The organism is Agromyces mediolanus, from assembly GCF_023715325.1.
In the GTDB taxonomy this organism is placed as follows: Bacteria; Actinomycetota; Actinomycetes; order Actinomycetales; family Microbacteriaceae; genus Agromyces; species Agromyces mediolanus_A.
The window spans coordinates 102,162-124,473 of record NZ_JAMBNX010000007.1; the positions used below are offsets into that span (position 1 = coordinate 102,162).

17 protein-coding genes are annotated in these 22,312 nt (G+C 70.8%); 7 read left to right on the forward strand and 10 right to left on the reverse strand.

Annotated elements, in window-relative coordinates:
• Nucleotides 1-10: 10 nt before the first annotated feature.
• From M3147_RS13360 to M3147_RS13395, 8 genes are all read right to left on the reverse strand, one after another.
• Nucleotides 11-790 carry a toll/interleukin-1 receptor domain-containing protein gene (locus tag M3147_RS13360; protein WP_308201070.1) on the reverse strand — a complete coding sequence of 260 codons (780 nt, stop codon included), beginning with the start codon at nt 788-790 and terminating at the stop codon, nt 11-13.
• A 301-nt stretch (nt 791-1,091) separates the two neighbouring features.
• Nucleotides 1,092-2,666, reverse strand: coding sequence for an apolipoprotein N-acyltransferase (gene lnt, locus M3147_RS13365; RefSeq protein WP_251203959.1), 1,575 nt, complete (start codon nt 2,664-2,666; stop codon nt 1,092-1,094).
• A gap of 42 nt (nt 2,667-2,708) precedes the next feature.
• On the reverse strand, nt 2,709-2,954 hold the full coding sequence (locus M3147_RS13370; protein WP_251203960.1) for a hypothetical protein: 246 nt from the start codon (nt 2,952-2,954) through the stop codon (nt 2,709-2,711).
• Nucleotides 2,951-3,868 (reverse strand): prolipoprotein diacylglyceryl transferase, encoded by a 918-nt coding sequence (gene lgt, locus M3147_RS13375; protein ID WP_251203961.1) that lies wholly within the window; start codon nt 3,866-3,868, stop codon nt 2,951-2,953. Before lgt ends, M3147_RS13370 begins: the two co-directional genes overlap by 4 nt.
• 72 nt (nt 3,869-3,940) lie before the next feature.
• On the reverse strand, nt 3,941-4,852 hold the full coding sequence (locus M3147_RS13380) for a F510_1955 family glycosylhydrolase (RefSeq protein ID WP_251203962.1): 912 nt from the start codon (nt 4,850-4,852) through the stop codon (nt 3,941-3,943).
• Entirely contained in the window at nt 4,845-6,086 is a 1,242-nt protein-coding gene (locus M3147_RS13385; RefSeq protein WP_251203963.1) for a M23 family metallopeptidase, read from the reverse strand. Before M3147_RS13385 ends, M3147_RS13380 begins: the two co-directional genes overlap by 8 nt.
• On the reverse strand, nt 6,083-6,724 hold the full coding sequence (locus M3147_RS13390) for a M23 family metallopeptidase (protein WP_251203964.1): 642 nt from the start codon (nt 6,722-6,724) through the stop codon (nt 6,083-6,085). Before M3147_RS13390 ends, M3147_RS13385 begins: the two co-directional genes overlap by 4 nt.
• 540 nt (nt 6,725-7,264) lie before the next feature.
• On the reverse strand, nt 7,265-7,717 hold the full coding sequence (locus tag M3147_RS13395; protein WP_251203965.1) for a hypothetical protein: 453 nt from the start codon (nt 7,715-7,717) through the stop codon (nt 7,265-7,267).
• A 203-nt stretch (nt 7,718-7,920) separates the two neighbouring features.
• Between M3147_RS13395 and M3147_RS13400 the strand changes: the two genes are divergently transcribed.
• The gene (locus M3147_RS13400) at nt 7,921-9,630 is read left to right on the forward strand and encodes a right-handed parallel beta-helix repeat-containing protein (RefSeq protein ID WP_251203966.1); all 1,710 of its coding nucleotides are present in this window, start codon (nt 7,921-7,923) and stop codon (nt 9,628-9,630) included.
• 41 nt (nt 9,631-9,671) lie between these two features.
• Here the strand turns inward: M3147_RS13400 and M3147_RS13405 are convergent, their stop codons facing one another.
• Nucleotides 9,672-10,820 (reverse strand): ROK family transcriptional regulator, encoded by a 1,149-nt coding sequence (locus M3147_RS13405; protein WP_251203967.1) that lies wholly within the window; start codon nt 10,818-10,820, stop codon nt 9,672-9,674.
• A gap of 125 nt (nt 10,821-10,945) precedes the next feature.
• On the opposite strand from M3147_RS13405, the gene xylA reads away from it, so the two are divergent.
• The 6 genes from xylA to M3147_RS13435 all read left to right on the forward strand — a co-directional run bounded on the left by xylA (nt 10,946) and on the right by M3147_RS13435 (nt 20,508).
• Nucleotides 10,946-12,133 (forward strand): xylose isomerase, encoded by a 1,188-nt coding sequence (xylA, locus tag M3147_RS13410; RefSeq protein ID WP_439954201.1) that lies wholly within the window; start codon nt 10,946-10,948, stop codon nt 12,131-12,133.
• A gap of 14 nt (nt 12,134-12,147) precedes the next feature.
• Nucleotides 12,148-13,437 carry a xylulokinase gene (xylB, locus tag M3147_RS13415; RefSeq protein ID WP_251203968.1) on the forward strand — a complete coding sequence of 430 codons (1,290 nt, stop codon included), beginning with the start codon at nt 12,148-12,150 and terminating at the stop codon, nt 13,435-13,437.
• 79 nt (nt 13,438-13,516) lie between these two features.
• Nucleotides 13,517-16,102, forward strand: a complete 2,586-nt coding sequence (locus M3147_RS13420; RefSeq protein WP_251203969.1) for a glycosyl hydrolase 2 galactose-binding domain-containing protein — start codon at nt 13,517-13,519, stop codon at nt 16,100-16,102.
• A 1-nt stretch (nt 16,103) separates the two neighbouring features.
• On the forward strand, nt 16,104-17,585 hold the full coding sequence (locus tag M3147_RS13425; protein WP_251203970.1) for a sulfatase-like hydrolase/transferase: 1,482 nt from the start codon (nt 16,104-16,106) through the stop codon (nt 17,583-17,585).
• A complete protein-coding gene (locus M3147_RS13430; protein WP_251203971.1) occupies nt 17,582-19,102 on the forward strand; it encodes a sulfatase family protein in 1,521 nt (506 codons plus the stop codon). Before M3147_RS13425 ends, M3147_RS13430 begins: the two co-directional genes overlap by 4 nt.
• Nucleotides 19,099-20,508 carry a GH1 family beta-glucosidase gene (locus tag M3147_RS13435; protein ID WP_251203972.1) on the forward strand — a complete coding sequence of 470 codons (1,410 nt, stop codon included), beginning with the start codon at nt 19,099-19,101 and terminating at the stop codon, nt 20,506-20,508. Before M3147_RS13430 ends, M3147_RS13435 begins: the two co-directional genes overlap by 4 nt.
• A 53-nt stretch (nt 20,509-20,561) precedes the next feature.
• Here the strand turns inward: M3147_RS13435 and M3147_RS13440 are convergent, their stop codons facing one another.
• Nucleotides 20,562-22,310, reverse strand: coding sequence for an ABC transporter ATP-binding protein (locus M3147_RS13440; RefSeq protein WP_251203973.1), 1,749 nt, complete (start codon nt 22,308-22,310; stop codon nt 20,562-20,564).
• Between the last annotated feature and the right edge of the window lie 2 nt (nt 22,311-22,312).

Consider the following 22,312-nt stretch of genomic DNA (forward strand, 5'->3'; position numbering starts at 1 on the left):
CCACAGCGGATCAGCTGACCGCGACGGCCAGGTCCTCCTCCACAGTGACGAGCTCAGCGATCTTCATCGCGATGTCTGTCATCGAGTCCTCCGCTGTGTCCAAACCGTTCCGAGAACCAAGCAGCGGGCTGACCCGCCGAAGCTCGTCATAACTTGTCTCATGCATCACCGGGATCAACAGATCACGAGCCAGAAGCTCCGAAAGCTCCTTGTCCGAGATCCCTCGCTGGTCGACCCGCTTGAGCAGCGCCGGCGTGACGAGCACCAAGCCGGTCCGCGACTTCGCCAGACCCCGGTCGATCTCCCGCAGGAATGGCTGACCTAGAACGATGTCCTTCTCACTGAACCAGACGGACACGCCCTGGTCCACGAGTAGATCGTGCAACTCTTTCGCCGCTGCACGCCGGTCATCCCACGCGTGGCAGAGGAACACATCGCGCAGGTCAGGCTCTTCCCTGGCACGGATCTCAACCTTCCGCCGGACAGGCGTTAGCGCCCGGACCTCCGCCGGAGTGTAGGTAACGGAGGACTCGCTTGGCGACCACCGTGGCTGAGTCCTGCCCCCGTTTGAACTGGCGCCTCCACTGCTGCTCCGAGGGGCGACTGCCGACGGACGATAGTACGAAGGGGGCGGCGAGTAGTACCTGCCGTATCCGCGGCTGCCACACGCGGGGCAGGCAGCCGCAGCGCTCGACGTTCGATGGCCCTGGATCGGGGCGGTGCACCTACTCATGGCCAGATGATATCGACTACCGCGACCATCACTGCCCCAGCACGCCTGCCGATCCATCGTGCCGGATGGCAAGCGCGGTGGTCCACACCGCACGAACTATCGCGTCCTCGCGATTGCCGTATCGCAACGATCATCAGTCGGCAGAAGCACTCCACGACGTCGAAGACCGCAGCTCCTGTGACTCACCACGTACATGGTTTCACGAGAGGATCCACCGTCCATTAGCGGAGGATCCCCAGCTTCAAGCCCCAGCAACAGCCCCGGAATGACAGGGCACAAGGAGTTTCGTGAATTTCTCACCATGAGACGAAGGCCCCGGCAGGAATGCCGGGGCCTTCGTCGTACCTGGTCTCGATCCTCACGCTCCGGGGCGACGGAGGCGACCACCCCGCCCTCGCGCACGAAGCAGCAACGCCGCACTGCCCGCGATCCCGACCGCCGCCAGTCCTGCCGCGAGCGAGGCGCCGAACGACATCGCCGGGGTGATGGTCGAGCTGAGGGGGACCTCGCCCACCATCGCGGCGGGGGTGAACGGGGCCACCTGGCTGATGGTGGCCCCGGAGGGGTCGATCATCGCCGACACTCCGACGGTGGACGCGTTCACGACGGACCGGCCGGCTTCGATGGCGCGGAGCCGGGCGATCGCGAGCTGTTGGGCGCTCTGGTCGGTCCTGCCGAAGTCGGCGTTGTTGGTCGGCGCGAGGATCAGCTGGGCGCCGCCCTCGACCATCTCGCGGATGAGCGCGTCGTCGACGATGTCGAAACAGATGGCGACGCCTGCGCGGACCCCCTCGATGTCGAGCACGTTCGGACGGGTGCCGATGCTGAAGTCTCGAGGGATCATGGAGAACAGATCCGGCGCGAGCGGATACCAGAACTCCCGATCGGGAAGGTACTCGGCGAACGGGACCGGGTGCATCTTGTCGTACTGGGCGGTCGCTCCTCGGCCCGGCTCCCAGAGCAACGCGCTGTTGTACATGCGGTCGCCGTCGACGGTGATCGCCCCGACCAGCATGGGGGCGTCGAACTCGGCGGTGAGCTCGTCGAGGACCCGGGCGGCGGCCCGGTCCCGGAGCGGATCCAGGTCCGCGGCGTTCTCCGGCCACACGAGCAGATCGAGGTCCTCACCTCGAAGCGGCGCAGTCGCTTCCAGGTGATCCTCCAGGATCCGGCCGGGCCGGTTCTGCGCGAGCAGGCCCGCCTCGGAGTTGCCCTGCACCGCGCCGACCCTGAGCGTGCCGGTCGTCTCGACCGGGAACGGAGGGACCGCCAGCAGCCCCGCCAGCAGCACGACGGGGGACAGCAGCATCGGCCGCGGGAGCCGGCTCCGGTCGCGCACCACCTGCACGATCAGGGCGCTGACGGCGGCGATGAGGAAGCTCAGCCCGCCCACCCCGACCCACGCGACGAGCTGTCCGAGCGGGCTCTCGGATTGGGAGAACGCGAGCTTGCCCCACGCGAACCCGCCGTACGGCCAGGTCCCGGCGACCAGTTCCCGGGCGACCCAGATCCCGGCGACGAGGGCGGGGATGACCAGCAGCCGGGCCGCCTCACGCTGCAGGACGACTTCCGCCGCCCGCCAGGTGATCGCGATGAGCACGCCGGCGGCGGCGCTGAACAGGGTCTGCAGCCCGGCGAGCCCGAGCCACGGTGCAGCACCGAGATACACCGTCAACCAGAAGGTGTGCGTCCCCCAGAATGCCGCGGCTCCAGCTGCGGCGGACGCCAGCGCGACCGGGAGTCGCCGGGCGGTGAGCGCGCCCAGCAGCAGCGGGGTGCCGAGCAGGATCAGCGGCCACCAGCCGAGCCCGGGGAACGCGGCCGCGTTCAGGAGGCCGCCGGCCACGGCCACCGGCACTGGCCACCATCGGCGGAGGTCCCGGCGGGTCGCCGCGACGGGTGGCGCGGGGCTCAGCTCAGGCGAGGTGCGCACGGACGCTCATCCCGCCCCGACCGGTGCAGCCGGCTGTGGAGTTCATGCCGGTTTGCGGCTGGCGACGATGGCGCCGGCGATGACGAGCAGCATCCCCATCGGATACCCGGCGACGAGGTCCACCCAGCCTTCCGGCTGTGCGGGGCCGAAGGCTTCGAGGTGGCTGAGCCAGTGCACGGCGGCGACGACGAAGCCGACCGCCATGATGCCTTGCCCGATGCGGAGATAGCGCCGGCGGCGACGGTACTTCTCCGCCCCGTCGAGGTCCTTGCCTGCGGTTCGTTTCATGGGGCGCTCCGTTCTGGTGGGGACTGCTGGGCGCGGCTCGAGGCCGGTGTGGCAGCAGGGGCCGCCGCGACCGGTTCACGCCCGGGCAGGTAGGGGCTGGTTTCCGGTTCCGGGTGGCGGCGGGTCTGCATGATGACGAGCACGAGACCTGCGACGGCGACGAGGGCTGCGGTCAGCAGGTTGATCTTCACCCCGAACACCAGGAGTTCCGTCGGGTCGAGACGGAACGACTCGAACCAGGCCCGACCGGTGCCGTAGATGATCAGGTAGGCCCCGAGCGCTTTGCCCCATCGCAACGGCACCCGCCGTTCGATGAGCAGGATGACCGCGGCGCCGGTGAGGTTCCACAGCATCTCGTACAGGAACAGCGGATGGAACAGGGTGTCGGCGGGGAGGCCGGGCGGGAACGCGGGACTCGACGGGTCGATCTGCAGACCCCAGGGGAGGGTGGTCGGGGTGCCGAACAGCTCCTGGTTGAAGTAGTTCCCGAGCCGGCCGATGGCCTGCGCGATCAGGATGCCTGGGGCGAGGGCGTCCGCGAACGAGAGGAATCGGATGCCGGCACGGCGGCACCCGATGTACGCTCCGACGCTGCCGAGCAGGATCGCGCCGAAGATCGCCAGGCCGCCCTCCCAGACGTAGAGCACCTTCCACAGGTCGGCACCCGGGTAGAAGTAGTCGGTGGGATGGGTGACGACGTGGTAGAGGCGTCCGCCGACGATGCCGAGCGGGACCGCCCACAGCACGATGTCGAGCACGACGCCGCGTTCGGCACCACGCCGAGTGAGGCGATGCGAGGTGAGCCAGGTGGCGATGACGATGCCGGCGAGGATGAACAGGGCGTAGAACCGGATGGTGAACGGGCCGAGCTCGAAGCCGGTGAGGTCGGGGCTGGGGATCGCGGTGAAGATCACGGTTGCTCCTTCAGGACGGTTCCGATGAGGGCATCCAGGATGCTCGGGCGCTGGATGTCGCGAACAGGGTCATCACTTCTTGCCGAGGAGGACGGTGACGGTCTCGCCGAAGTCGTCGGTGGCGACGACGCCGCGGTCGTCGGCGAGGAGGAGCCAGTGCACGCCGTCGCCACCGGCGAAGGCGAGGGCTTCGGGGACGCCGACGGTGGTGCCGCGTTTGGACCAGCTGGCCCCGTCGCTGGTCCAGATGATGCCTTCGGTGTCGACGCCGATGACGCCCGTGCCGTCGGAGGCGACGGTGACGAGGTAGAGCGGGGGCGCGCCGTCGACGCGGGAGAACGTGGCGCCGGCGTCGTCGCTCACCATGAGCCCCTGCTCGGTGGTCGCGTACAGCCGGTCGGGGTTGCCGGGGTCGGCGGCGAGGTCGCGCGCTTCGATGCCGGCCCGGTCCGTCCAGGTCTGTCCGCTGTCGTCGCTGACCTTCACGATCCCGCCGTGGTACCCGTAGACGCGGAGCTGGCCGGGCAGCTCCACGACGTCGAGGTCGTGGAAGTCGGCTTCACCGCTGAGCGAGACCGAGTCCCAGGTGTTGGCGCGGTCGGTGCTGGAGATCAGGCCGAGGTTCCCGGGCAGGCCCGGATCGGCCGGGTCCGGGTGTCCGGAGCCGAGCAGAAGCCCGGGGCGGGCGACGACGAACCCCATCGTGTCCTGCGCCCGGTCGGCGATCCGGCGGGGGGCACCGGACGAGTCCGGCTCCGTGGCCGGGTAGGTGTCCGGCAGCTGCGCCGTGGGAACGGTCCAGACCCCGTTGTGGCTGGCGGCGTAGGTCTCCCCGGTCGAGGGGTCCACCCCGAGCCCGTGCACGTGGCCGAGATCCGCGGACGGGACGCCGGGATCTCCGGCGGAGCAGCCCGAGAGGGCGACCGCGCCGGCGAGGAGGACGGCGGCGGCAGGCAGCACGCGGGCGATGGTGGGGTTAGCCAAGGGTGATTCCTCTGTTGCTCATGAACGGCTGGGGATCGATGCGTGCGCCGTCGACGCGCACTTCGAAGTGCAGGTGGCAGCCGGTGGACGCGCCGGTGGTGCCGACCGCGGCGATGTTCGCGCCGGCGGGCACCTGCTGGCCCGGGCTCACGTACAGCTCGCTGTTGTGGGCGTACCCGGTCTGCACGCCGTTGCCGTGGTCGATGAGGACCCAGAGCCCGTAGCTGCCGAGCCAGTCGGCGTAGACGACCGTGCCTCCGGTCGCGGCGTAGACACCGCGGCCGCAGCCGGCGGCGAGGTCGGTGCCGTAGTGGAACGCGCCGACGCCGGCGACCGGCCGGTTCGGTCGTGGCCCGAACGGGTCGCTGATCCAGCCAGAGACGGGCAGCGCCCAGCCTTGCCCGCTCAGCTGCCCGGAGTCCAGGCCGCCACCGCCGCCGCCACCGCCGCCACTGCGGCGGGCGGCTTCCTCGGCGGCGCGTCGTGCGGCTTCGCCCTTCGCGTAGTCGGCTTCGGTGGCTGCTCGGTTGTCGGTCAGGACGGCGAGCTGGGCTTGCATCGTCGCCTGAGACTCCTGCTGCTGCAGCAGCTTCGTCCGCACCGCATCGCGGGCTTCGACCGCGGCCTGCAATGCGGTCTCGGCAGCGGCGGCCAACTCGAGCCGGGCCTGCTTGGCGACCTTGGCCTGGTCGGTGAGTGCCGCCACGTCCTTCGCATCGGCGTCCGCCTGGATGTAGATCTGCGTCGTGCGCTCCGTGAGCTTGTCCATCGACGCGAGCTTGGACAGCAGCCCGTCCGCGCCGTCGGCGTCGAGGAAGAGGGAGAGCGACAGGTCCCCGCCCCCACCGGTTCGGGCGAGCATTGCGGCGATCTGCCCGGCCTGACGCCCCGACTCGTCGGCTTTCGCCGTCGCATCCGCGGCGGCATCTTCCAACTGGTCTGAGCGGTACCCGGCCTCGTCGGCCGCGGCTTGCGCCTGCTCGTACTCGGCGCCCCGCGTGGTCGCGAGCTCCTCGGCAGCGGCCACCTCGGCGGTGAGCGCGGCGATCAGTGACTGCAGCTCGGCGATCTGCGCCTGCTTGGCCGACTCGGACGCCCGAGCGCTCTCGACATCGGCCCAGGACGGGTAGTCGGAGGTCGCGCTCGCGGGCGCGACGCTCCCGAGCACCGTGACCGCGACGATGATCGAGAGGGCTGGCAGGAACCGGCGCCGCCGGCGATCGGGGGCGGTCACTGTCCCACTCGTTCCTCGAGCCACGCCACCGGGTCGGTCGGGGTGTCCCCGCCGAGGAGGATCTCGAAGTGCAGGTGCGGGCCGGTCGACTGGCCGGTGTTGCCGACGTTGCCGACGAGGTCGCCCACGTCGACGGTCTGCCCGACGGAGAGGGCGAGGGAGCCCTCCCGCATGTGCGCGTAGACGCTGGAGACCAGCTCCCCGTCGATCATGTGGTCGATGACCGCGTACACGCCGAGTCCGCCGTTGTCGGATGCGGAGACCTCGCGGACGGTTCCGGCGGCGACGGCCTGGATGGCCGAGCCGTCGCCGGGGTTCATGTCGATGCCCTTGTGGAAGGTGGAGCAGCCCGCGCACGGGGCGATCCGGGGGCCGAAGTCGGTGCTGATCGGCACGCCGGTGAGGAACGGCCATTGGATCGGGCCGGAGAAGTTCACGAACGTCGACGCCGTCTGCGCGTAGGAACCGGAGGTCTGGGCGTATCCGGTGGTGTAGTTCTCGGAGGAGACGGCCGGGGCGCTGATCACATCGCCGTCCATGGACAGCCGCTGCCCGTCACGGAACATGTCGTCGCTCGCGAACGCGAGCGGGTCGGCGGGATTGACCGCGAGGGCGGGGACGGAGACGCTGATCAGCATGAGCGCCGCCGAGGCGAGTGCGGCAGCCGCCGTGGCGCGGCGCCGCAGCGGCCGGGCGGGCGTCGCCGCACGGCGGAGGCCGGGCGCACGCGTCGGTGCTGCCGGAGTGGTCGGTGCTGCCGGAGTGGTCGGTGTCGCCGGAGCGTGGGAGCCGGTCCGGCGGGGGCCGGGCTGGCGAGTCGCATTCGATCTGCGTCCGCGACGTTCGGCTTCGCGGGCCGCCCGGCGGGTGGTGGGCTGCACGGGCCGGCTATCCACGCGGGATCGTTTCGTCGGGGAGGGTGCACATGGGGGTTCCTTGCGTCGAGGGATGCGGGCGGGAGCCTGGACTTGGCACGTGCGGGCCCCCGCCCTCTGAGTCGCGATACCCAGGGGGAGGATTCGCGCCCAGTCAAGAGGGATCAGAGGCCCGCGAGGAGCTCCTGCATCCGGGTGATCTCGTCGGTCTGCATGGCGACGATGGCTTCGGTGGGTCGTTTCCGAGGTCGACCGACGGGCATGGCAAAGCCACGCCCGGGGTCGGCGGGCGCGAGGATCGGCCTAGGTGCGACTGATGGAGAGCACGGCCAGACTCGGGCGGTGCAGGTGTAGCGGGAAGGTCTGAACGATGGCGACGGCACGGCCGCCGGCGTCGAGGAGTCGACGGAAGATCGCCGGCCGGTCGGCGAGGAGCGCGAGCGCGGCGAAGATCAGCAGCGTGGCGCACGTCATCACCATGAGTGCGCAGTCCATCAAGCCGTGCAGGCACGCTTCGTCGCAGTGCGCGCCGATCAGCGAGGTCGCCGCTGCCGTCTCGGGCGCACTCTGCTGGGTGGCGTTCGCGCTGACGGCCGACATCGGGGCGGCGGTGTTCGCGTGCTCGCCTCCGGCACCGGCGGCGTGCATCGCGAGGATGCCGGCGAGGATCGCCGCCATGCCGAGGACTGCGAAGAGGGTGCGGGTGACGCCGTCGAGACGAGGCCTGGCGAGGGTGCGGATCGCACTCAACTCCATGGTCACCTCCTCATCGCGTGGCGCGTCGGCGCATCCGGTCCTGCTGACGCATACCCCCGTAGCGTACTCCAGGGCCGCGGAGATGAAACTGGGAACTCCCCCCTTTTCCGATGGGACGAGAATTCGCCCTTTCCGCGGAGCAGACAGAGGACTAAAGTTTGGCGCGCGCCGGGGGGCGTCGCGATAGGCGGCGAGGAGTCGAGATGATCACGTCATTGGATGGGCGTCGCACGAGGCGGTGGGTCGGTGTCGGGCTGCTCGCCATGTTCGCCGGGGTGGTCGCGGGTGCACTCGCGCCCGCGGTCGCTGCCGAGGCCGCCTTCCCGAATCCGGCCGACCCCGCCGATTTCTACGTCAGCCAAGCGGGCGTGTGCCCGCCGGGCGTTGCGGCCGCGAACTGTTTCACCACGGTGAACGCGGCGATCGACGCGAACAACTCGCTCGCCACCGGCGGCGAGACGATCCACGTGGATGATGGCGTCTACGTCGGGAGCTTCCGGATCCTCAAGCCGGTGACGCTGACGGGAACGAGCAAGGCCGCGGTCATCCAGACCGAGTACACGGCGCCGGGCCCGCGTGGCATCTGGGTCGAATCGAGCGACGTCATCATCGAGAACCTGACGATCAAGGGCTACCCCGAGCCCGCAGGGGTGCCCGGGGAGGATGCGTCGGTCTGCATCTACGTGGTGCCGTACGACCCGCCGTTCCATCCCGTCGACCCGTCCTCGTATCTCGACAACGTCCAGATCCTCGACAACGACATCCAGCCCGGCTTCTTCGGGGACGACCCGAGCGCGAACTCGGGGCAGGGCATCGTCACCGCGATCACGAACATCGCGGACCCCACGCAGCCCGGCGCGATCTACATCACGAACCTGACGATCTCGGGCAACACGATCCACCCGGTCGACCCGGCCACCGGCGCTGACCGGGCCATCGTCGTGAACCCGGGGGTGGCCGACTCCGAGATCTCCGACAACACCATCACCGGCACGTATCTGTCGGGGTCGTTGTTCTCCGGCCTCGACGGCAACGTCGTCGTGACCGGCAATCGCTTCGACGGCATCGCACCGTTCTCGCTCGCGAACTCCTGGGGCTGGTACGACCCGAGGTGGGGCCACGTGAAGGTCGTGGGCAACGAGTTCTCCGGGGCGACGGAGTACCCGATCCTGGTCGACTACTCCGCTATCGACCCGGCGATCACCGAGAACACCTTCACCGACATCATGAGCGGTGCCGCAGCGCCGCTCGGGAACATCGCGATCCGCCAGTTCCTCGGCACGGACGACCCGGTGTACACCCAGTACCAGCCGTACGACCCGGCGCTCTCCACGCTCCCGGTCGGGCAGTACTTCCACAACACTCCGTACGTCTACGGGCAGCCGGAACACCTCGTGGACTACGCGAGCACGAACGACGGGCACTACGTGGACTACATCCCGGCGAGCTACCGGGTGGAGTACTACCAGGACAGCATCGCCCCGGCCAATGAGATCGGGGCGGCGGCCGACGGGACGGCGTTCCTCACCGACGACATCGAACCGCTGACGGCGGAGACGGTCGCGGCCGACCTCGGCGCGGGATGGGTCGACGCGCGAAAGCCCGCGGGATACGGGCCCGGGTCGGCGAGCTTCCCCGCAGCGTCCCCGGTGATCGCTGACAACGTCGTCCGCGTGCTCTACGTCGCCGCGACGCCGACGCCGACGCCGACGCCGACCCCGACGCCCGAGCCGAGCCCGTCACCAGGGCCGAGCCCGTCACCCGGCCCGAGCCCGGCGCCCGCTGCCGGCGGTCTCCCGGCGACGGGCGCAGGCCTCACCGCACCCGCGATGTCGGCGGGGGTGCTCCTGCTCGGCACCGGTGCGCTCGCGCTCGCCGCAGCGCGTCGGCGGCGGAGGCCCCGCAGCCGCTGAAGCGACGGGAAGGTCGGGGCCGTGGCGGGGCCGGGCTCGCGCTACATGGCCAGGGGGTCGTCCAGCAGCTCGGCGAACGCGGCCTCGGCCGCGCCGATGAGGAGCCGGTCCGCCCCGAGCGCCGCGGACGTCAGCGTCACGCGTTCGGCCGGCGCGGGCATGGCCCGCCTGCGGACGAGCGCATCGAACTCGTCCGCTCCGCGCTCGCGGAGGAGGGCGAGGAAGCCGCCGAGCACGACCTTCGACGGGTTGAGCACGTTGACGGCGTTGCCGAGTGCGACGGCGAGGAGCGAGCGCTGGCGGTCCACCTCGGCGCGGAGCGCGGGCGAGGCATCCGCGAGCGCAGCGGCGAGGGCGTGGTCGTCGACCGGGCCGAGTCGAGCGATCCGCAGGAGCCGCGCGCGGCTGACCTCGTCCTCGAGCACGCCGGAATCCGGCCCGCCGAGGGAGACCTGGCCCCACTCTCCGGCGTAGCCGTCCGCCCCGCGGATGTGGATGCCGCGCAGGACGATCCCGCCGCCGATGCCGCTCGCTCCACCGTTGAGATAGATGACGTCGTCGTCGTGCGCGGCGGCGCCGAACAGTCGCTCGGCCAGCACGCCCAGCGTGGCGTCGTTGTCGACCGCGACCGGGACGCCGATCGCCGCCGCGAGCGGGCTCGCCAGATCCGCGTCGTGCCACCCGAGGTGCGGGGCCAATCTCACCGTTCCGGTCCGAGCCTGGACCAGTCCGGGGACGGCCACGCCGACCGCGGCCAGTCGGGCCGCCCGGAGCGGGCCGGAGCGCCACTCCCGGAGGACGGAGTCGACGACGCGCACGACCTCGGCGACGGTCGGCGCCTCAGGGCAGAGGACCCGGCTGCGCTCCCGCACACGGCCCGCGAGGGACACGGCCGCGACCTCGATGGCGTCGACTTCCGGGTTCACCGCGAGAGCGACGAGGTCGTCGCTCGCGGCGACCACCGGGCTGGGTCGCCCGACGCGGCGCTGGGGGGTGGGGTCGCGTTCGGCGACCAGTCCCCGAGCGGAGAGCGCTGCGATGAGGTGAGCCACGGTCGACCGGTTCAAGCCGGTTTCGCGGGTGAGCTCGGCGCGCGACCGGGGTCCGCGCTCGTGGATCAGGCGCAGTACGACCGAGAGGTTCGCCCGCCGGATGCCGTCCGAGCGCGGGGCGGGGGTGGGCCGGCTCATCTGGTCTCCTCACCGCCGTCGTGCGACACCACCATATCCGCCGGTCGGCGGCCGTCCTTGGGTGGGCCGCCCGTCGATGATATGTTGTGCGCAACAACAAATTTGCGAAGGCGGGAATTCTGGTCATGGAGCCGACGAAAGAGGACAGGTTCAGCTTCGGTCTGTGGACCGTCGGGTACAACGGGGCGGATCCGTTCGGCGGCCCTACGCGATCACCGCTGGACGTCGTGCGCGTGGTCGAGAACCTCGCTGATCTCGGTGCCTACGGCCTGACCTTCCACGATGACGACCTGTTCGCGTTCGGGTCGACCGACCTCGAGCGCCGAAGGCAGATCGATCGCCTGACGGGCGCGCTCGCCGACACGGGCATGGTCGTCCCGATGGTCACGACGAACCTCTTCAGCGCTCCCGTCTTCAAGGACGGCGGGTTCACCTCGAACGACCGTCGGGTTCGTCGCTTCGCGCTTCGAAAGGTGCTGCGCAACCTCGACCTGGCGGCAGAGCTGGGGGCCACCACGTTCGTGATGTGGGGCGGGCGGGAGGGCGCCGAATACGATTCCGCCAAGGACATCCGTCTGGCGCTCGAGCGCTATCGCGAGGCGGTGAATCTCCTCGTCGCCTACGTGACCGACCGGGGCTACGACATCCGCTTCGCCATCGAGCCCAAACCGAACGAGCCGCGCGGCGACATCCTGCTGCCGACGCTCGGCCACGCCCTCGCGTTCATCGACTCGCTCGAGCGCCCGGACCTCGTCGGTCTGAATCCCGAGGTCGGGCACGAGCAGATGGCGGGCCTCAACTTCGCGGCCGGTATCGCCCAGGCCCTGTATCACGGGAAGCTCTTCCACATCGACCTGAACGGCCAGCGCGGCATCAAGTACGACCAGGACCTGGTCTTCGGCCACGGCGACCTGCACAACGCGTTCGCGCTGGTCGACCTGCTCGAGCACGGCGGCCCCGGCGGGGGCCCGGCCTACGACGGCCCCCGGCACTTCGACTACAAGCCCAGCCGCACCGAGGACGAGCAGGGCGTGTGGGAGTCGGCCGCCGCGAACATGCGCATGTACCTCCTCCTCAAGGAGCGTGCGGCCTCGTTCCGCGCGGACCCGGAGGTGCAGGAAGCGCTGACGGCGGCACGGGTGCCCGAGCTCGCGCTGCCCACGCTCGGGGCCGGCGAGTCGTACGACGAACTCCTCGCGGACCGCACGGCATACGAAGACTTCGACGCCGGTTCCTACCTGGACGCGGAAGGCTTCGGGTTCGTGCGACTGCAGCAGCTCGCCACGGAGCATCTCCTCGGCGCGCGCCGGTGAGGTGAGACGCTGACATGGCGCTCGTGATGGGGGTCGACTCCTCGACGCAGGCGTGCAAGGTCGTGATCGTCGACACCACGTCGGGGTCGATCGTTCGCGCGGGGCGCGCACCGCATCCGGACGGGAGCTCCGTCGACCCCGAGGCGTGGTGGGAGGCGCTGCAGCTCGCGATCGCGGACGCCGGCGGGATGGCGGACGTCGCCGCTTGGTCGATCGCCGGTCAACAGCACGGCATGGTCGCCCTCGACGCGGGCGGTCACGTGATCCGCGACGCGTTGCTGTGGAACGACACCCGCTCCGGACCCGCCGCTCGGGCACTGATCTCGGAGTTCGGCGCCGAGGCCTTGGCCTCACGCACCGGCCTGGTGCCGGTCGCGTCGTTCACGATCACCAAGCTGCGCTGGCTCCGCGACACCGAGCCCGAGCACGCGGCGCGGGTGGCCTGCGTCGCGCTCCCGCACGATTGGCTGACCTGGCGGCTGCGCGGGTTCGGGCCGACGCACCCCGTGCTCGATGAGCTGTTCACCGATCGCTCCGATGCGTCCGGCACCGGCTACTGGAGTCCCGCGACCGGGCGCTATGACCGAGACCTGCTCATCGCCGCGCTCGGCCACGACGCGCTCCTGCCTCCGGTGCTCGACCCTGCCGGATCCGTGCTGGACGCGGGAGGCCGCCGGGTCGCCGCGGGCGCGGGTGACAACGCGGCGGCGGCTCTGGGGCTCGGTGCAGTCGCCGGTGACGCGGTCGTTTCGATCGGCACATCCGGCACGGTCTTCGCCGTGAGCCGTGAGCCGGTCGCGGATCCCACGGGGGCCGTCGCCGGGTTCGCCGATGTGGCCGGCGGATTCCTTCCGCTGGTCGCGACGCTCAACGCGGCTCGGGTCCTCGACGTGACCGCCGCCCTGCTCGGCGTCGACGCCGAGGCGTTCAGCGCCCTCGCCCTGCGAGCGGAGCCTGGCGCCGGCGGGTTGAGTCTGCAGCCGTACTTCGTCGGTGAGCGAACGCCCGACCTCCCGGATGCCACGGCGACGCTGTCGGGGATGACGCTCGCCTCGACGACGCGTGAGAATCTCGCCAGAGCGGCGGTCGAGGGCATGCTCCGCGGCCTCAGCGCTGGTCTCGACGCGCTCCGCGGCCTCGAGGTCCCGCTCGAGCGGGTCCTGCTGATCGGCGGTGGCGCCCGATCCGAGGCGGTGCGCGAACTCGCGTCCGACGTGCTCCGGCTTCCGGTGACGGTGCCGCCGGCGCAGGAGTACGTCGCGATCGGCGCGGCGCGGCAGGCCGCTGCAACCTTGACCGACTGAGGAGCGGGGTGCCGGAAGGACGTCGTGCCGGCGAGTGGTAACGTTCCCATATCGTGGGATGAACCAGCGAGGAGTGAGGGTGATCCAACGTCTCGAAGGCGAGGGCTGGCAGCTGCGTGAAGCGCTGGGCGACACGTGGCAGTGGGTGGTCTCCAAACTCATCGATCGGCGCAACAGCGTCACCTCGGCGGCCGACTCGGCGGTGTGGATCCCCGCTCGCGTCCCGGGCTCCGTGCTCGACGACCTGATCCGCGCCGGTGAAGTGCCCGAGCCGCGACAGGCGCGACGCAGCCGCGAGGTGGAGTGGGTCGGCGACCGCCACTGGGTGTATCGGCGCTCGGTGGAGCTGCCCGACCTCGAACCGGGCGAGGCGGCGTGGCTCGAACTCGACGGGATCGACCCCGGCGGCAGCGTCTTCTGGGACGGGCGGGAGGTCGGCACGGTCGACGGCCTCTTCCGGGCCCTCCGGGTGCGGCTGGGCGAGGCGGGGGAGCCCGAGGTGTCACCCGGGCCGCACACCCTCGCGGTCGTGGTGCGTCCCGCGCTCGACACCGAACCCCAGGTCGGGCGCACCGAACGGGTGCGCCGGCTCGCTCCGCGGGTCGGCAGCGGCTGGGACTTCGCACCCCGGATGCGGCATCAGGGCGTCTGGCGGGGGGTGCGCCTGATCACCGGAAGCTCTGGGTTCGCGTCGGTCCACGCCCGCACGCACGTGGACGTCGGCGATCCCGCCGGGGAGGTCGTGATCGATGCGACCGTCGCGGGCGCGGGCACCACGGTGACGGCCGAACTCTCCCTCGACGGGCGCAGTACGGCCGCCACCTCGGTCGAGCTGGTCGGGCCCAGCGCCCGACTGAAGCTCTCCGTTCCGGACGTCCGGCGCTGGTGGCCGGTGGGCATGGGGGATCAGGTCCTCTACGAGCTGCGGGTCACGGTCTCGGACCACGGCCGGCTCTTGGACGAGCGCGTGATGCGGGTCGCCTTCCGCAGTGCCCGCCTGATCCCGAACCCCGGGGCGCCGTCGACGGCGCTGGGGTACACCGCGGAGGTCAACGGCCGCGTCCTCCCGCTCGTCGGATGGAACTGGGCGCCGGCGGACCTGCTGTTCGGCGCCATCGAGCACCAGCGGGTCGATCACCTGCTCGACCTCGCCGTGGAGTCCGGGGCGCGCATCCTGCGCGTCTGGGGCGGTGGTCTCCTCGAGTCCGACCACTTCTACGAGGCGTGCGACGAGCGCGGACTCCTGGTGTGGCAGGAGCTCCCGCAGTCCAGCTCCGGGATCACGAGCACCCCGGCGACGGACGCGGACTTCATCGCGCACGCGGTCGAGGAGACCACCATGGCCGCCGCACGACTGGCGCGGCATCCGAGCCTGTTCCTGTGGTGCGGAGGCAACGAGCTGGAGGATGCGGCCGGCCCGCTGGACGAAGCGCGTTCGCCCGTACTGGCGGCCATGCGCAGCGCGCTCGCCCGCATCGACCCAGGACGCCCCTGGCTGCCCACCTCGCCGTCGGGTCCGACCTTCCATCATCGACTGGACCGCATCGCGGAGGCCCCCGACGATCAACACGACGTGCACGGCCCGTGGGAGCATCAGGGCCTGATCGGACAGCACACGCTCGCCGATGCGGGAACGAGCCTCGCCCACACGGAGTTCGGCGTCGAGGGAATGGCCAGCATGCGCTCCCTCCGGGCGATCGTGCCGGCGGGGCGACGATGGCCGGCCGATCTGAGCAATCCCGTCTACCGCCACCTCGGGCAATGGTGGAACAACGCCGGACTCGTCGCCGACTCCTTCGGCGGCCGCATCGCGGACCTCGCCCGCATGCAGCGGGCGAGTCAGTGGCTGCAGGCGACCGGCCTCCAGTACGCGATCGAGGCCGACCGTCGCCGTTGGCCGAGATGCAGCATGGTGTTGCCGTGGCAGCTCGCCGAGAGCTTCCCGAATGCCTGGTGCACGAGCGTCGTCGAGTGGTCGGGCGAGGCGAAGCCGGCCCTCCACGCGGCGCGGCGGGCCTTCGGGCGGAACCGAGCGACCATCCGCACCGCGCAGTCCGCTTGGGGCGACGCCTCCGACCCCACCGCTCAGGCCTGGCTGTGGGCGGAGGACGGCATCGAGCGCGGTTCGGAGCTGCGGTTCCTCCTGCGCGATGCTGACGGCGCCATCCTGGCCGAGACGAACGTCACGGACCTGCCCGCGATCGCCGCCCCGACCGCCGTCGCAGCGCTCGTCGTGCCGCGGCCGCCGGAGGGCGGAATCGCGATCTGGGAGGCACGATGGCACGGACCCGACGGGACGCTCGTCGACCTCGAGCGCACGGTCGCGAGTCTCGGGAGCGACCTCGCGCCGCTGACGGAGCTCCGCCCCGCACACCTCACCGTGCGCGTCGTCGAGCAGGGGGACGACTGGAGTGTCACGATCGCCCACACCGGCGGCCCGGCCGTCGTCGGGCCTGCGCTGCATGACGGGCGGCCGTGGGGGGCTCCCGGGAGCGTCATCGTCCGGGACGACCCTCGGCCGCTGCTCCCGGGCGAGCGCCGCACGCTCGCCGTGCGCTGGAGCGGGGTGCCGGCGGAGGAGCGGATGCTCTGGCTGGACGCCTGGAACGTCGAGCCACTGACCGTGCGGCCCTCGCCGGACGCCCTTCCCGGAGAACGGAGCTGAGATGCCTCGCCCCAACATCATCCTCATCGTCGCCGACCAGCTGCGCGGCGACTGCCTCGGCATCGAGGGACGCCACCCGGTCCTGACTCCGCGGCTGGACGGCCTGGCCGCCGCAGGTGCCCGCTTCACGCATGCGTACTCCACCGCGCCCGTGTGCATTCCTGCCCGCCGGTCGCTGCTCTCCGGGCAAGCCCCTCGCAGCCATGGGCTGCTCGGGTTCCGCGACGGCGTGGAGTGGGACGAGGAGCGCACCTTGCCCGCGCTGCTGCGGGCGGCCGGCTATCACACGCAGCTCGTCGGACGGGAGATGCACCAGCACCCCGCCCGCAAGCGGTTCGGCTACGACGAGATGACCATCGGCGAGGACTACCAGCGCTGGCTCGCCGAGCGCCTCGGCACCGATGCGGAACACGATCCGGCCGACCCCTACGGCGGACCGCTGTACTCGACCGGCATCATGCAGAACGATTGGACGGTCGCACCGTGGCCGTATCCGGACGACACCCATTTCACCGCGTGGACGATCACCCAGGCACGCCGGTTCCTGCAGCGCCGTGATCCGTCGCAACCGTACTTCCTCACGATCTCGCTGCTCGCCCCGCACCCCCCGCTGGTGCCGCCGGCCTTCTACCTCGATCGGTATCTGCGGATGGAGCTCCCCGAGCCCGTCGTCGGAGACTGGGCGGACGAGCCCGATACGCCCCATGCGCCGGACGCGGCGCGCGCCCGCCTCGACGGAGAGCTCGGCCGCGCCGCCCGGGCGGCCTACTACGGCCTCATCAACCACATCGACGATCAGCTCGGCCGGGTGCTGACGATGCTGAACGGCCTGAGAGGGGCCGGCGCGCAATCCGGGAACACGGTCGTGGCGGTGACCGCCGATCACGGCGAGATGCTCGGTGACCACCACCTCTGGCGGAAGTCGCTGCCCTATGAGGGCGCGGCACGCATCCCGCTCCTGATTCGCGCCCCCGAGCGGTACGGCATCCGCCCGGGGACCGTGTTGGACAGCCCGGTCTCGCTGGAGGACGTCATGCCGACGCTCCTCGACTTCGCCGGAGTCGAGGCTCCCGCAGGCATCGACGGGGTGAGCCTCCGCCCCCTGCTCACGACCGCCGCGCCCCTCGACCGCGATCCGGTCCACCTGGAGCTCGCGAACGGGGACGGGAGCTCCTTCCAGGCACTCACCGACGGCCGGACGAAGTACGTGTGGTTCACGGAGACGGGGCGGGAGCACCTCTTCGATCTCCGAGCGGATCCTGGCGAGGCCATCGACCTCGCCGAGCACGAGGGCCAGGCTGACCGGCTGAAGGAGTGGCGGCAGATGCTGATCGCCGCGCTGGCCGACCGACCGGAGGGGTTCGTCGACGGCGGGGCGCTCGTCCCCGGACGCCCGTACCATCCGGTGCCCACGCACCTCGCACCTCCGCCGCAGATCACGGACTCGAAGCAGATCACGGACTCGAAGGGGACCTCCGCATGACCACACGCAAGAACATCATCCTGTTCATGACCGACGAGCAGCGTCGCGACTACGTCGGCTACAGCGGGAGCGGGAACGTCGCGACGCCGCACATCGACCGGATCGCCGAAGGAACGGCGTTCAGCGGCTGCACGAGCAGCAACCCGATCTGCGCACCCGCGCGCGCCTCCTTGCTCACCGGTCGGTACCCGCACCAGATCGGGATGCTCGCGATGTACGGTGATCTCGATCCCACCATCCCGACCTACGCGCAGATCCTGCAGAGGAACGGCTACCACACCGCCGCGGCGGGCAAGCTGCACGTGCTCGCCACCTGGGCCGGCGACACCCCGCGGGGGAAGATCCTCGACCTCGTCGCCCTGCGTGAACAGGTCCGCGGGTTCGGCTTCGACGAGCTGTGGGAGACCGCTGGGAAGCAGCTCATGCTGCGCAACTACTGCGACTACGGCAAGCACCTCGAAGAGCGCGGCCTCCGCGAGACGTACCTCGACTTCGTCGAGGCGAGCCTGGAGTCCGAGGACGGCATCGTCCACAAGGCCGAGGCGGTCCAGCCCACCTTCCTCCCCGAGGAGGACTACATCGACGTGGTGACCGCCGACCGGGCGCTCGGATTCCTTCGCGACCGCCCGCGCGACAAGCCGTTCTTCCTCTTCACCTCGTTCTGCGGTCCGCACATGCCCTTCGACCCGCCGCAATCCTGGATCGACCGCGTTCCGTACGAGGAGGTCGACGACTTCGTCGAGGACGAGCCGCTCACGAGCGAGCAGAAGGAGGGGCTCTGGCAGAAGCGCCGGAACTACAAGGCGATGATCCAGCTCATCGACGCTCAGATCGGGCGGATCATCGACTACCTCGAGGAGCACGATCTGCTGGACGACACCGTCCTGTTGTTCACGTCCGATCACGGTGAGATGCTCGGCGATCACGGACGCATGGGGAAGGCGGTGCCCTGGTGGCAGTCGGCGTCCATCCCACTGGCGGTGCGGCATCCGGATCACCTCGATTCCGCGCGGAACTCGACGCCGGTCTCGCTCGTCGACGTCGCCGCGACGATCCTCGACAGCGCGGGGATCGACCCCGCGCAGTTGCGCGGCGACGGCCTCGCGTTCGCCGGCGACATTCCCGCGCGCTCATTGCTGCCGATCGTGCGTGGCGAGACCGGCAGCGTGCGCGAGTACGGGTTCGCCGAGTCGGGGACGCGCTGGCAGCTGCTGGAGACGGAGGAGTGGAAGTACGTGTACTGGTTCGGCAAATCGACACCGGATCGACTCGTCGAGGAGCTGTACCACCGTCGCTCCGACCCGGACGAGCAGCACAACCTCGCGCTCGAGCCGGGGCACGACGAGATCCTCGAGTGGTTCCGTGCCCGAAGAGCGTACGAACTGGACCAGAGCCCGGCAGTGCAGACGATCTGGGCCCCGCTGAACCTCGGCCCGACCGCGGCACGAGCGGTGAGCGCATCGGCCGAGCCGGTCGATGCGGGCGCACGAGAACCGAACAAGGAGACGACTGTATGACCGGATTCCCCGACGGCTTCCTCTGGGGGGCGGCGACGAGCGCCTACCAGATCGAGGGTTCATTGGATGCGGATGGCCGTGGGCGATCCATCTGGGAGGACTTCGCGGCCCGGCCCGGGGCGATCGAGGGCGGCGGGGACGCCGCCGTCGCCTGCGACTCGTACCGACGCTGGCCGGAGGACCTCGAGCTGCTCGAGCGGATGAATCTCAACGCGTACCGCTTCTCGCTGGCCTGGTCACGGATCGTGCCCGACGGGACCGGGCGCATCGAGACCCGTGGGCTCGACCACTACGACCGGATCGTCGATGCGCTGCTCGCCCGCGGGATCACGCCGGTCGTGACGCTGAACCACTGGGACATGCCGTCGGCGCTGATGGCGGACGGCGGCTGGGCCGCACGGAGCACGGTCGACGCGTTCGCCGAGTACGCCGAGGCCGCCGCGCGGCGGCTGGGCGACCGGGTGCCCTGGTGGATCACGCAGAACGAGCCCTGGATCATCCAACTCCTCGGGTACCAGCTCGGCCTGCACGCGCCGGGCGTCCGCGACCTCCGCGCCGCCGTCTCCGCCGGACATCACGTGCTGCTGGGACACGGTGCCGCGGTCGACGTCATGCGCGCCCACACCAGCGGGCGCATCGGCGCCGCCCCGAACCTGCTTCCCTGCGTCCCGGCGAGCGACGATCCCGCCGACATCGCGGCGACCCGCGGCTCCGACGGATACGTGAACCGCTGGTTCTTGGAGCCGTTGCTCGGCGGCGGCTACCCGGCGGACATGCGTGAGCATTGGGAGCGAGCCATCGGCGGCGGGCTCGACGGGATCATCCGCGACGGAGACGAGGCGCGGATCGCGGGTCGCAGCGACTTCCTCGCCATCAACTACTACACGCAACGCGTCATGAAGGCGGCGGAGGTCGGACCGGACCGTCCCTTCCCGTGGCAGGTCGTCTCGGACCCGGCTGCCGCGCGTACCGACGAAGGCACGGAGATCGTCCCGGAGGCGCTGACCGGACTGCTGCTGCGCCTGCACCGGGAGTACCCGGGCGTCCCGCTGATGATCACCGAGAACGGCGCCATCTACGGTGATTCACCGAGCCACGACGGGCAGGTGCACGACGTGCGTCGGATCCGCTACCTGCGCGCCCACCTCGAGGCGATACGTGTGGCCATCGCTCAGGGGGCGCCCGTGACGGGCTACCTGCACTGGTCGCTGATGGACAACTTCGAATGGGCGCTCGGCTACCGCCCCCGGTTCGGCATGGTCTACGTCGACTACCGGACGGGCGAGCGGATCCTCAAGGACTCGGCGCTGCACTACGCCGAGATCGCGCGGGCCGGCGGCATCGTCGATTGGGACGAGACCCGGCCGGTCGGCCGCGTCGTGGACAGCCTCGGGGCCTTCGGCTGAGCGGCGCCGGGTGAACCGTGGACCGCGGTTCACCCGGCGGTTCACCCGGCGGCTCATGCCGGGTGCGAGTCCTGGCTGCTCCAGGCGGCCCAGAGCGCGGCGTACTCGCCGTCCGCGGCGAGCAGCTCGTCGTGAGCGCCGTTCTCGACGATCACACCGCCCCGCATGACGACGATCCGGTCGGCATCCCGCGCCGTGTGGAGACGGTGCGCGATGGCGATCACGGTGCGCCCCTCGAGGACCGAGTCCAAGGACTGCTCCAACCCTCGTGCAGCCCGGGGGTCGATCAGCGACGTGGCCTCGTCGAGTACGAGGGTGTGGGGATCGAGGAGCACGAGTCGGGCGAGCGCCACCTGTTGGGCCTGTGCCGGCGTGAGCAGCACACCGGTCGCCCCGACGTGCGTCTCGAGGCCGTTCGGCATGGACAGCGCCCACCGGTCGGCGCCTACGACCTCGAGCGCCGCGGTCAACTCCTGCGCCGACGCCGCCGGAGCCGCGAGTCGGAGGTTCTCGGCCAGGGTCCCGACGAAGACGTGATGCTCCTGCGTCACGAGTGCGACGCGCCCCCGGAGCTCGTCGAGCGGGATCTGCGCCATCTCGGCCCCGCCGAGGGTGACCTGGCCGGAGGTGGGCGCGGCGATGCCGGTGAGGAGCCGGCCCAGCGTGGACTTGCCGGATCCGGACGGGCCGACGACGGCGATGCGCTCGCCGACCGCGGGCACCAGGTCGATGCCGTGCAGCACCTCGCCGCCCTCGGGGTAGCGGAACCGCACCGACTCCGCGACGACCCGCTCGTCGAGCGGGTCCGGGTGGCTGGAACGGATCTCCGCGTCGACGTCCTCCACCCCCACGATGCGTGAGAGCGCGGCCGCACCGACCTGGATCCGGTCCATCCAGCCGATCAGCTCCTCCACCGGCCCCGACAGCTGCATCGTGTACAGCGTGATCGCCGCCACCTGGCCGGCGGTCGCGATGCCGGAATCGAGCGCCGCACCGCCGACGAGCAGCACCACGATGACCGGCACGAGGAGCCCGAGCGTCGTCGACGGGAACCAGATCGAGCGGAGACCGAGCGTGTACCACTCCGCGTTGCGGCGCTCGGTCAGCGCGGCGTCGATCTTCGCCTGCTGCGCCGTGGCCAGGGCGAGCGCATCGATCGTGTCCGCCCCTTCCACGGTTTCGTTGACGACTCCGATGAGGCGTCCGTACGATGCGAGCTGGCGCTGGTAAGCGGGGATCGACCGCCGGATGTACCAGCGGGTCCCCGCGAAGAGGATGGGGACGCCCGCGAGCGTGGCGATCGCCAACATCGGGCTGACCAGGAAGGCGGCACCGATCGTCAGCGCCGCCGTCGTCGTGGTCACGAGGATCCGGGGGATGCCGAAGCGCACCATCTGCGCGACCGCGTCGATGTCGGTGGTCGTCCGCGCGAGCATGTCGCCGGTGCCGGCGGCCTCGACGACGGCGAGCGGGAGCCCGAGCACGGCCCGCAGGAAGCGTTCGCGAAGCCTGGCGAAGATCGTCTCGCCGAGGCGCAGCGCGTGAAGCTGGGCGAAACGCGTGACCAACGCCTGCACCGTGGTCGCGCAGACCAGCGCGACCAGCACCAGTCCGATGCCGGTCGAGGTCGAGGTGCCGTTCGTCAACGCATCGATGGCACGCCCGATCAGCCACGGGCTGAGCAAGCCGGCGACCGCGGCGAGTGCCTGGAGGGCGACGACCACGGAGAGCACGATGCGGTGTCCGCGGATGAGCGATGCGACTTCGGCACGGACTCTGGCTCCGTCTGCGATGGGGAGCAACG

Excerpts from the sequence above, each read along its gene's own strand:
- M3147_RS13360 (WP_308201070.1), bottom strand. The coding sequence starts at position 790 with ATGGATCGGCAGGCGTGCTGGGGCAGTGATGGTCGCGGTAGTCGATAT.
- M3147_RS13370 (WP_251203960.1), bottom strand. The coding sequence starts at position 2,954 with ATGAAACGAACCGCAGGCAAGGACCTCGACGGGGCGGAGAAGTACCGT.
- M3147_RS13390 (WP_251203964.1), bottom strand. The coding sequence starts at position 6,724 with ATGCTGATCAGCGTCTCCGTCCCCGCCCTCGCGGTCAATCCCGCCGAC.
- M3147_RS13395 (WP_251203965.1), bottom strand. The coding sequence starts at position 7,717 with ATGGAGTTGAGTGCGATCCGCACCCTCGCCAGGCCTCGTCTCGACGGC.
- M3147_RS13400 (WP_251203966.1), top strand. The coding sequence starts at position 7,921 with ATGATCACGTCATTGGATGGGCGTCGCACGAGGCGGTGGGTCGGTGTC.
- M3147_RS13405 (WP_251203967.1), bottom strand. The coding sequence starts at position 10,820 with ATGAGCCGGCCCACCCCCGCCCCGCGCTCGGACGGCATCCGGCGGGCG.
- xylA (WP_439954201.1), top strand. The coding sequence starts at position 10,946 with ATGGAGCCGACGAAAGAGGACAGGTTCAGCTTCGGTCTGTGGACCGTC.
- xylB (WP_251203968.1), top strand. The coding sequence starts at position 12,148 with ATGGCGCTCGTGATGGGGGTCGACTCCTCGACGCAGGCGTGCAAGGTC.
- M3147_RS13425 (WP_251203970.1), top strand. The coding sequence starts at position 16,104 with ATGCCTCGCCCCAACATCATCCTCATCGTCGCCGACCAGCTGCGCGGC.
- M3147_RS13430 (WP_251203971.1), top strand. The coding sequence starts at position 17,582 with ATGACCACACGCAAGAACATCATCCTGTTCATGACCGACGAGCAGCGT.
- M3147_RS13435 (WP_251203972.1), top strand. The coding sequence starts at position 19,099 with ATGACCGGATTCCCCGACGGCTTCCTCTGGGGGGCGGCGACGAGCGCC.